Source organism: Roseateles sp. P5_B10, from assembly GCF_056400485.1.
Genome location: NZ_JBFULE010000131.1, coordinates 1 through 10,482 on the forward strand (window position 1 = coordinate 1; position 10,482 = coordinate 10,482).

Sequence of the window (10,482 nt, forward strand, 5' to 3'; positions counted from 1 at the left end):
TCAGATAGGTGCCCTTCAGATAGGTGCCCTTGCTGATCTCGACGTCTGCGCCGATCTGCCAGGCAGCGCCCCAGCTGTTGTGCTTGATGCTGGGATGAAGAGCGGTCTGCACGGCAGGCGCGAACTCGACGCTGGAGAAATTGGTGTAGTTCACGCCCGCACCGACGTAGGGACGCACGGTGCCRGTCGGGTTGAAGTGGTACTGCAGCGTCAGCGTCGGCGGCAGGTGCTTGAGCGAGCCGATCTCGCTGCCGTTGGAGTAGATCGTCTGCTTCTGCGGATAGGTCAGGATCAGCTCGGCCGCGATGTTGGGCGCGATGAAGTAGCTGAAATCAACTTCTGGGAAGGTCTTGTTGTTGATCGACAGGCCCAGGCCCGTGCTGTCCTTGTTGGCGGAATCCAGGTGCAGCGCCCGCACGCGTACCAGCAGCGGGCCTTCATCGGCGAAGGCGGGCTGCAGGGCAAGGGCGGCGGYGGCAACGGCGGCCAGGCGCAGGGCGGAAGAGAACTTCATCAATGGCTCCAGTGAATGGGACGTGTCCCGATGGAGGCATTGCACGYGCCGGCGGCTCACGGCGGTTTGAGGCAACACAAGGTGGCGCCTCGCAGCGCCACACTCGATGTGGGGTTTTGCGCTGGATCAAACCTTGTTGCCAAGGCCGAGGCGTTTGCACAACTCCAGAGTCAGCGCGCTCTGGTTGAGCGTGTAGAAGTGGATGCCCGGCGCGCCGCCGTCGATGAGGCGTTCGCACAACCGCGTGATGACGTCCAGGCCGAAGGCGCGGATGCTGGCGGCGTCGTCCATGAAACCTTCCATCTTCATCTGCACCCAGCGCGGGATGTCGATGCCGTCGCGCTGCGCGAACTGGGCGATGCGGCCGTAGTTGTGGAAGGGCATGATGCCCGGCACGATGGGCTGGGTGACGCCCAGGCGGCGCGCCTCGTCGACGAAGTGGAAGTAGGCGTCGGCGTTGAAGAAGAACTGCGTGATCGAGCCATCGGCGCCGGCCTTCATCTTGTCGACGAAGTGCTGCAGGTCGCGCGCTGCATAGCGCTGCTGCGGGTGCACCTCGGGGTAGGCCGCGACCTCGATATGCCAATCCTTGCCCTGGGTCTCGCGGATGAAGCTGACCAGTTCGGACGCATAGCGGAACTCGCCCGCCGTGGCGGTGCCGCTGGGCAGGTCACCGCGCAGGGCGACGACGCGGTGGATGTCCTGGGCGCGGTAGGTGGCCAGGATCTCGGCGATGTTCTCGCGCGTGGAGCCCACGCAGGAGAGATGCGGTGCGGCATTGAAGCCGGCCGCGGCGATGTCCATCACGGCGCCCAGGGTCTTGTCGCGCGTGGAGCCGCCGGCGCCGTAGGTGACGCTGAAGTACTGGGGCGACATCGCGCCCAGCTCCTGCACGACGGTCTTGAGCTTTTCGACGCCGACCGGCGTGTTCGGGGGGAAAAATTCGAAACTGACAAGGGTGCTCATCGGGAGGCCCACAAGAAGAATTCGCGGTTGCCATCACCGCCGGTGATGGGGCTGTCGAAGTAGTCCAGCACCTTGAGGCCGAGGGYCGTGCAGGCCAGGCGCACGCGGGCTTCCAGTCGCGGGTAGTCGGCCTCGTCCTTGACGAGACCGCCCTTGCCCAGGGCTTGTGGCCCCAGTTCGAACTGCGGCTTGATGAGCACGAGCAGATGGCCGTGCACCTCCAGCCAAGGCAGCAACTCCGGGAGGCTGCCCACCATGGAAATGAAACTCAGGTCGCCGACGATCAGCGTGAAGCCGCCCGTCGGCGCGTGCTGGCGCAACACGTCCAGCTCGCGCACATGCACGCCTTCCAGCGCCGTGACGCGCGGGTCGGCCAGCAGCTTGGCATGCAGCTGGCCATGGCCTACGTCCACGCCAACGACATGGCGGGCGCCGTGAGCCAGCAGGCAGTCTGTGAAGCCGCCTGTGCTCTGGCCGACGTCCAGCACAGTGTGCGTCGTGACGTCGAAGCCGACGCGGGTGAGCGCCCCTTCCAGCTTGAGCCCGCCGCGCGACACATAGCGCAGCTCCGCGTCGTCGGTGACGCGCAGCTGCGCCGTCTCGGGCAGGTCCTCGCCGGCCTTCTTCAACATCGCCCAGCCGGTGGGCGAGGCCCATTCGGCGGCGGCGTTCGAGATCAAGCGCTGGGCCACCGAGCGGGTCGGTGCCAGGCCTTGGGCGACGAGGAGCTGGTCAGCGCGCATCGACGATCAGTACCGATAAGTGTCGGGCTTGTACGGGCCGGCCTTGTTGACGCCGATGTAGGCGGCCTGCTCTTCCGTCAGCTCGGTCAGCTGCGCATTCAGCGTGGTCAGCTGCAGGCGCGCGACCTTCTCGTCCAGGTGCTTGGGCAGCACATAGACCTGGCCGATGGCGTAGTTGTCCTTGTGCGCGTAGAGCTCGATCTGGGCGATGGTCTGGTTCGCGAACGAGCTGCTCATCACATAGCTCGGGTGGCCCGTGCCGCAGCCCAGGTTCACCAGGCGGCCCTTGGCCAAGAGAATGATCCGCTTGCCGTCCGGGAAGATCACATGGTCGACCTGGGGCTTGATCTCTTCCCACTCGTACTGCTCCAGCGCCGCGACCTCGATCTCGTTGTCGAAGTGGCCGATGTTGCAGACGATGGCGTTGTTCTTCATCGCCAGCATGTGCTCGTGGCGGATGACGTTCTTGTTGCCGGTCGTCGTCACGAAGATGTCGGCCTTGCTTTGGGCGTACTCCATCGTCACGACGCGATAGCCTTCCATCGCGGCCTGCAGTGCGCAGATGGGGTCGATCTCGGTGACCCACACTTGCGCCGACAGCGCACGCAGCGCCTGGGCCGAGCCCTTGCCCACGTCGCCATAGCCGGCCACGACGGCGATCTTGCCGGCGACCATCACGTCGGTAGCGCGCTTGATGCCGTCCACCAGCGATTCACGGCAGCCGTAGAGGTTGTCGAACTTGCTCTTGGTGACCGAGTCGTTGACGTTGATGGCGCGGAACAGCAGCGTGCCCTTGGCCGACATTTCCTTCAGGCGGTGCACGCCCGTGGTCGTCTCTTCGGTCACGCCGATGATCTCAGCGCTCTTGCGGGTGTACCAGCTGCCGTCTTCGGCGACCTTCTTCTTGATGGCCGCGAACAGGATGCGCTCTTCCTCGCTGCCGGGGTTGGCCAGCACGGACAAGTCCTTCTCGGCCTTCTGGCCCAGGTGCATCAGCAGCGTCGCGTCGCCGCCGTCGTCCAGGATCATGTTGGGGCCTTCGCCCGCTTCACCCTTGCCGRCAAATTCGAAGATGCGGTGGGTGTAGTCCCAGTAGTCTTCCAGCGTCTCGCCCTTGTAGGCGAACACGGGCGTGCCGACGGCGGCGAGGGCCGCGGCGGCGTGGTCTTGCGTGGAGAAAATGTTGCACGAGGCCCAGCGCACTTCGGCGCCCAGGGCTTGCAGCGTCTCGACGAGCACGGCCGTCTGGATGGTCATGTGCAGCGAACCGGTGACGCGCGCGCCCTTGAGCGGCTGTGTGGCGGCGTATTCCTTGCGGATGGCCATCAACGCCGGCATCTCATGCTCGGCGATCTTGATTTCCTTGCGGCCCCAGTCGGCCAGCGACAGGTCCTTGACGATGTGATTCGTGGTGCTCATGCAGGGCTCCTTCAAGCGAATGAAGCCGCTGGCGGGTCGTACGGGGGGATCAAACCTCACCCAGGCACGGATTGCCAGCGGGTGAGCGCAGTTGCAGGGGGTCAGAACTTCCGAGCCTGGCCTCAATAGGTGCTGAGGTTGCAACGCTCCTCGGAAGGAGGCGGCATTCTAGCCGGCAGCGCTGCGCAGCAGCGAGATGTCCTCGCGTGGCGGCGCGCCAAAAAGGCGACGATATTCACGGCTGAACTGCGAAGGGCTCTCGTAACCAACCCGGTGCGCGGCGCTGGCGGCATCCAGGCCATCGCCCAGCATCAACCGGCGCGCCTGCTGCAGGCGCAGGTTTTTCTGGAATTGCAGAGGCGACAAGGCGGTCAGCTGCTTGAAGCGCAGATGCAGCGTCGACGGGCTCATGTGGGCCAACTCGGCCAGTTCGTCGATGGACAGAGGTTCGGCATAGCGGCGCGACAGCTGCTCGATGACGCGGCCCACGCGGCGGGTGACGCCGTCGGTATGCGCCAGCGAACGCAGCCGCGGGCCCAGCGGGCCGGTCAGCACGCGGTAGAGGATCTCGCGCTGCACCAACGGTGCCAGCGTCTTCAGATCCTGCGGGCTGTCCAGCAGCTGCAGCAGACGCAGGGCAGCGTCCAGCAGCGGCGCGGTGACGGGCGCGACATGCAGGCCGGCGTCGTTGCCTTCAGGCGGTGCATCGCCGTCCAGCAGCAGCTCGGTCAGCGCCTGCGTCTCGCAGCTCAGGCGCATACAGACATAGGGCTTGGCCGGGCTGGCCTCCAGCACTTGGCCGCGCGGCAGCATGGTCATGGGTACGACGAGGCACTGCATCGCGTCGTAGTGCACCACGCGCTCGCCGAGCTGCGCGCGCTTTCGCCCCTGCAGCACCAGCACCAGGCCGGGCTCGTAAACCGCCGGCACCGGCTGGGCCGGCGCGCTGGCGCGGATCAGCCGCAGCCAGGGCAGGGCGGTCGTGTGCAGGCCATCTGCGGGCGCGCGGGCCAGGGCCTGCGCGATGGTGCGCTCGCGCAGGGCGTGCAGGTCATCGTCTTGAGGCATGTGAGCGATTGTGCAAACACTTGCCCAAAGCTGGCGTCGTGCAGGGGCATGCGCTGGAGGATCGGGCAAGCATGTCCGAGCTTTGTGCTGGGCGACCGGCGCCCGGTTTCCTAAGCTGTCCCCATCCCATTGATGATCCCTTCAAGGAGTTCCACCATGACGCATTCGACCCTTCCCCGCCGCCGCCTCGGCGCTCACGGCCCCGCGGTGTCTGCCCTGGGCCTGGGCTGCATGGGCATGTCCGAGTTCTACGGCCCGRCCGATGATGCCCAGTCGCTGGCCGTGCTGCACCACGCGCTGGACATCGGCATCAACTTCCTCGACACGGCCGACATGTATGGCACCGGCGCCAACGAGCGCCTGCTGTCGCAGTTGCTGGCCACGCGTCGCTACGAGGTGATCGTCGCGACAAAGTTCGGCCATGTGCGTGCGCCGGATGGCGCGGCGGTGCGCATCGACGGCAGCCCGGCCTATGTGCGCGAGGCCTGCGATGCGAGTCTCAAGCGCCTGGGTGTGGATCACATCGACCTCTACTACCAGCACCGCGTCGACAAGAACGTGCCCATCGAAGAAACCGTCGGCGCGATGGCTGAGCTGGTCAAGGCCGGCAAGGTCGGGCACCTGGGCCTTTCGGAGGCCTCGGCCGCGACCATCCGCCGCGCACATGCGGTGCACCGAATAGCCGCTGTGCAGACCGAATACTCGCTGTGGAGCCGCGACGTCGAAGCCGAGATCCTGCCCACCTGCCGTGAGTTGGGCATCACGCTGGTGCCCTACAGCCCGCTGGGCCGCGGCTTCCTGACCGGCGCCATCCGTTCGGCCGAGCAACTGGCACCCGACGATCGCCGCCGCATCCATCCGCGCTTCCAGGGCGGCAACCTGGACCACAACCTCGCGCTGGCCGATGCGCTGTCGGCGTTGGCCGAGGAGTGGAGCTACACGCCGGCCCAGCTCGCGCTGGCCTGGCTGCTGCACCGGGGCGAGGACATCGTGCCCATTCCCGGCACGCGCAGCATCAAGCGGCTCGATGAGAACGCGCTGGCGTCCCACATCCACTTCGATGCCGGCCGGCGCGAGCGCATCGAGGCGCTGCTGGCCGCGCACATGGTGGCCGGCACGCGCTACCCGGCGGCGCAGATGAGCGCGGTCAACGTGTGATGCTGCGATAGGCCCAGAAGCGCGGCAACAGGAAGCCGGTGGCGATGACACCGGCCAGGCAGATCACGCCGCCGATCCAGATCGCCGGCGCCACGCCCCAGGCGTCGGCCATGAAGCCTGCCCGCGCGTTGCCGACCAGCGGGCCGGTCAGGTAGCTGATCATCTCGATGCCCGCGAGCCGCCCGCGCAGCGTGTTCGGGATGGTCTCGTTCCAGATGGTGCCGCGGAACACGCCGCTGACCATGTCGGCGGCACCCGCCACCGCCAGGCAGGCCAGGCCCAGCATCAAGCTGGGTGCAAAGCCCAGCGCCACGATGCCCAGCGCCCACACGGCCGCCGCGATGACGACGGCGCGGCCATGGCGCGTGACCTTGCCGGTCCAGCCGCTGAACAGGCCAATGACCAGCGCGCCGACCGACATCGCCGACAGCAGCCAACCCACCGATTCGGTACGCCCGTCCGCCGCCGCCATGGCCGGGAACAGCGCCACCGGGAAGGCGAAGGCCATCGCGACGATGTCGACGATGTAGGTGCCCATCAGCTCGGGCCGCGCCCAGGCGAAGCGCAGGCCCTCGGCAAGATCGGCCAGCAGATGCGGCCGTTCGCCGGGGGCGTCGACCGTGCCGATGGTTTCGCGCGGTATGCGGGCGATGAAGAACAGCGCCGCGATGAAGGTCGCGAAGTCGAAGATGCAGGCGCCGACCGCGCCCCATTTCGCCAGCAACAGCCCGGCCAGCGCCGGCCCGGCCACCATGCCCACCGTGCCGCGCACCGACGACAGCGCCGCGACGGCAGCAAATTCCTCGGGCCGCGCGAGTTTCTGCGTCAGCGCCTCCAGCGCCGGCCGATGGAAGCCGCTCGCGCCCTGCAGTACCGCCACCAGTGCGTAGATGGCCAGCACGCTCGGCGTGGCGCTCAGCGCATTCATCAGCAGGCCGGCCAGGCACAACGCCATCAAGGCCTCGGAGCCGATCAGCAGCCGCTTGCGGTCGACCCGGTCCGCCACCGCGCCGCCCAGCAGGCCGCACACAACCACGGGGATCAGCTGCACCAGGCCGAGCAGGCCGACCTGGGCGTTGGAGTGCGTCAGCTCATAGAGCTGCCAGGGCACGGCCACATAGCTGACCATGGTGCCCAGGCCCGAGATGAACTGACTGGCGAAGAGGCGGCGAAAGGCGGTGTTGCGGCGCAGCGGCCCGATATCAAGAAGCATTCAGTGAACTTGGCTTTCGAAGCGGGCAAAGCGTGCTTCGAGGTCCCATTGCAGGCGGGCCTTGGTGTGGGTGGAAAGGAAGTCGCGGCAGCGCGCCGTCTTGGGCTCAGCTCCGGTGCGTTCGCCTGTGCAGCTTGCAACGAAGCGGCCGCTGCCGGTGTCGGCCAGCAAAGCCTGACCTTCGACGAAGCCGTAGTGGAGGGCATTGCGCGACAGCTGCTTGAAGTCACGGTAGCTCAGCTTCGGATAGGTGGCCGCGGCGCGCTGGTATTCGTTCGTCAGGTCGATGCGGAACACGCCTTCATCGTCGGCCGACAAGGCCGTGGGCACGCCGAACTGGCGGTACAGCAGGAAGGGGTGCTGATCGCCCTTGAGGTCGTGCACGATGGCATTGCTGGTCAGGTTGATCTCAACCATCACGCCCCGCTTGGCCATCTCGCGCAGCGTGTCGAAGGCGCCGGTCTCCAGGCCGATCGCCTCGCCGTGACCGATGCGGCGCGCACCGGCGACGTCCAGCGCCTGGCGGATGTGGTCCTTGAAATCCTCGGGCGGTACGAGGCCGAATCCGAACTCGCCCGCATGCAGCGTGACCTTCACCTCGGGGTAGAGCTTGCTTAAGCGCCCGATGACGCTCATCTGCTCCTTGTAGTGGCGCAGCGTGCCGGGGTCGTCCTCGGGCGCGACGAGATTGAGCCCGACGTAGCGCGGGTCGGCCTTCACAAGCAGGAAGGCCAGCGCGATCTGCGCATTGACCTGCTCGGGCGGGAAGGTGCGGATGACCTGGGCCAGATAGCGCAGCGCCACGCCGCAGCCCGGCTCGGCATTGGCCTGGTTGCAGTGCGACAGCTCGCGCCAGCGCTTCTCGATGCGGTCCAGCTCGGCGCGCGTGTCGGCGACGATGCGCTGCAGGGCCGGGTGATGGGCCCAGTCGCTGGTGGGCCGGTCGGCGCGAAAGGCACCGGCCTCGGCCGCCGCGATGGCGCGCGCCTTGTCCATGCCCCAGGACTGCAACAGCTCCAGGTAGACCGTGTTCTCCGCGCCGCGGCGGTTGGTCGCCTCACGCAGCATGTCGCCCTCGCGGCCGAGCGTGCCGGGGATGAAGCGGCCGAAGGTGACGAAGGTCTGGTCATGGCCCGACTTGCTGCCGCGCTCGAAGTTGCGTACCGAGTAGGCGTCGACGAGCTGGCTGTAGCGGGCGCTGTCGGCCGCGTAGTCCTTCATCAGGGGCCGCGCCGTGTCGCAGGGCGGGAAACTGATCTGGCCACTGGCCGGGTCCACGCATTTGCCGTCGGCGCTGGCCCAGCCAATGATGTTCTCGGCGTAGATGCTGCCGTCCAGGTGGTTGTGCAGGTCGCCGCCCTTGGGGAAGGCGGCCATGAATTGCCGCAGCAGCCAGGGGTTGCTGCGGGCTTGCTCAAGCGCGCGGGCTGCACCGGCCTCGTCGGCATGGGCCAGCGGGCACAGGGTCAGGGCGAGAAGCAGTGGGGCAAGACGGCGCATGGCGGCAACTCGGGCGGCAATCGTGACCGGGCGATCCTAGGGGTGATCGACCCAAGCGCCGCGATCTCGTAGATCCGGGCACGATGGCGTTGCTGTCGATAAGTCGGATGCGGTACAACGATGTGCTCTCGCCAAGCCCTGCGCCAAGCGTTCGCATGCAGCCAGGGATCGATGCCGCCAATCACAAGCGCGGCGCCCTCCAGCCCGACATGTATGGGCTCCTAGCCTTCGGTGAAATCTTCAAGCTGCATAACGTTGCCGTCCAGTGGCCTGGTTCCGAGCGTAGCGACGGTGACGAATCTGTTCCCGGTGTTCAGAAGATCTCGATCACCGTTGCAGCTGGGGCAAGGCCTTCGCTGACGGCGCGCAGCGTGGCGCGACCGGGGCTGCCGGTGGATTGCAGGATCACCTGTGCATGGCCGTTGAACACGCTGCGTTGCCACGGCCCGGTGGACGTGGTGGTGCGCAGCGTGACCCAGCGCCGGCCGCCCTGCGCGTCGTCGAAGAGCTTGCGCGTGCCACCGGCCGGCGTGGCGAAGACGAGGGTCAGCGTGTTGAGATCGCTCAACTGAGCAGGGTCGAAGTCGATCACGCCCATGCCGTCCTCGCGGCGCGGCGTCTGGGCCTTGCCGTTCAAATAGACCTGCTGGCCCGGCGCGATGTCGCCCACGAACAGCGCCGCGCGGCCAACCCCCGCAGCCGGGCGGGCAAAGCTGGCGTGCACGACGTTCCAGGCGCTGTCGGCCGGCTGCTTCTCGGGCGGCAGCCAGGCGAACGGGTCGCGACCCTTCTCGGCGTCGGCACCGGCCAGCAATGCCGCCGCGTCATCCTGCCGCGCCACGCCCTGCAGGCGCCAGCGGTCGAGCGTCACGTAGCGATGGAACTCGGCCGGCTTGTCGGCCTCGTGCGAGCCCGGGTCGCCGTTGCCCATGCCGATCAGCCGCGCCGGGCCGGAGACCTCGAAGCTGATGCACTGGCTGGCCGTGGGCACGACGCGGCCTTCGCGGTCGACCACGCTGACCCTGACCACCGCCACATCGTCGCCATCGGCGCGGATGCGCGCACGGTCCGCCGTCAGCCGCACGGCGCTGCCGTTGCCCGTGGTGGCCACGGTCTCGGTGACGACGAGCTTGCCGCCCTGGTAGCCGCGCGCCACCAGGCTGCCCGGCGCATAGGGCACGGTCCATTGCAGGTGGGCGTAGCGCGCCAGCGACTTGCGACCCAGCGAACCGCCGTTCAGCAGCAGCTCGACCTCATCGGTGTTGGCGTAGACGCGCACGTCGATGGGCTGGCCTTCACGGCCGGGCCAGTTCCAGTGCGGCARYACATGSACCATSGGCTCGGMMGTCCAGGCRGCCTTSAGGTASTRGCCGCTGTCCTTCARCGCRCCGGTCGTGTCCATCATGCCGAACTGCGAGGAGACGGCGGGCCAGCCGTAGGGCGTGGTCTCGCCGCGGTAGTCGAAGCCGGTCCAGAAGAACACGCCGGCCAGGAAGGGGCGCTCGGCGTTGAAGCGCCAGGCYTCTTCGACGGTCGAGGTCGAGTCGCCGCCTGAGCGCTTGTCGTAGGCAGCGATCTGCACGCGGGCCGGGTCGTCGGCGTAGATGCCGCGCGTCGCGTAGGTCAGGCCTTCCTCGGTGACGACTGATGCGCGCTCGGGGAAGCGCTTGTGCATCGCATCGATGTTGTGCTGGCCCTTGTAGTTGAAGCCGATGACCTGCGAGCCGACCGATGTGCCCTCGGCCGCACCCGAGCTGGAGGCGGCCAGCGTCGCGGGCCGGGTCGGATCCAGGCGGCGCACGATGGCCTGCATCTGCTGCGCGAGGCGAGTGCCGATTTCGGAGTTCTCGATGGCCCATTCCTCGTTGCCCACCGACCACAGGATGACCGACGGGTGGTTG

At 67.4% G+C, this 10,482-nt stretch carries 9 protein-coding genes and 1 riboswitch; of the genes, 1 reads left to right on the top strand and 8 read right to left on the bottom strand.

Going from position 1 to position 10,482, the window contains the following annotated elements; all coding sequences use genetic code 11:
- The 5 genes from AC1DU6_RS11065 to AC1DU6_RS11085 all read right to left on the bottom strand — a co-directional run.
- Positions 1-514: OmpW/AlkL family protein (locus AC1DU6_RS11065; protein WP_477857190.1), on the bottom strand; the 514-nt coding region annotated here is incomplete at its 3' end.
- Positions 515-640: 126 nt separating this feature from the next.
- Positions 641-1,480 (bottom strand): methylenetetrahydrofolate reductase [NAD(P)H], encoded by an 840-nt coding sequence (gene metF / locus AC1DU6_RS11070; protein ID WP_056192437.1) that lies wholly within the window; start codon positions 1,478-1,480, stop codon positions 641-643.
- Complete coding sequence (locus AC1DU6_RS11075) at positions 1,477-2,223, bottom strand: TlyA family RNA methyltransferase (protein ID WP_477857192.1); 747 nt, start codon at positions 2,221-2,223, stop codon at positions 1,477-1,479. Before AC1DU6_RS11075 ends, metF begins: the two co-directional genes overlap by 4 nt.
- A gap of 6 nt (positions 2,224-2,229) precedes the next feature.
- The gene (ahcY, locus tag AC1DU6_RS11080; protein ID WP_477857194.1) at positions 2,230-3,642 is read right to left on the bottom strand and encodes an adenosylhomocysteinase; all 1,413 of its coding nucleotides are present in this window, start codon (positions 3,640-3,642) and stop codon (positions 2,230-2,232) included.
- Positions 3,643-3,718: 76 nt separating this feature from the next.
- A riboswitch (S-adenosyl-L-homocysteine riboswitch) is annotated at positions 3,719-3,800 on the bottom strand.
- Positions 3,801-3,810: 10 nt separating this feature from the next.
- On the bottom strand, positions 3,811-4,710 hold the full coding sequence (locus tag AC1DU6_RS11085) for an AraC family transcriptional regulator (protein WP_457321844.1): 900 nt from the start codon (positions 4,708-4,710) through the stop codon (positions 3,811-3,813).
- A 156-nt stretch (positions 4,711-4,866) separates the two neighbouring features.
- Here AC1DU6_RS11085 and AC1DU6_RS11090 point away from each other — a divergent pair, with 156 nt between their 5' ends.
- The gene (locus AC1DU6_RS11090) at positions 4,867-5,868 is read left to right on the top strand and encodes an aldo/keto reductase (protein ID WP_477857196.1); all 1,002 of its coding nucleotides are present in this window, start codon (positions 4,867-4,869) and stop codon (positions 5,866-5,868) included.
- Here AC1DU6_RS11090 and AC1DU6_RS11095 read toward each other — a convergent pair.
- The 3 genes from AC1DU6_RS11095 to AC1DU6_RS11105 all read right to left on the bottom strand — a co-directional run.
- Positions 5,858-7,081: an MFS transporter gene (locus AC1DU6_RS11095; RefSeq protein WP_477857198.1), complete on the bottom strand. Its 1,224-nt coding sequence runs from the start codon at positions 7,079-7,081 to the stop codon at positions 5,858-5,860. The two genes, AC1DU6_RS11090 and AC1DU6_RS11095, sit on opposite strands and share 11 nt — an antisense overlap.
- The gene (locus AC1DU6_RS11100; protein ID WP_457321850.1) at positions 7,082-8,581 is read right to left on the bottom strand and encodes a hypothetical protein; all 1,500 of its coding nucleotides are present in this window, start codon (positions 8,579-8,581) and stop codon (positions 7,082-7,084) included.
- Positions 8,582-8,894: 313 nt separating this feature from the next.
- Positions 8,895-10,482 (bottom strand): DUF4982 domain-containing protein (locus AC1DU6_RS11105; RefSeq protein ID WP_477857201.1); only part of this gene is annotated, 1,588 nt, incomplete at its 5' end.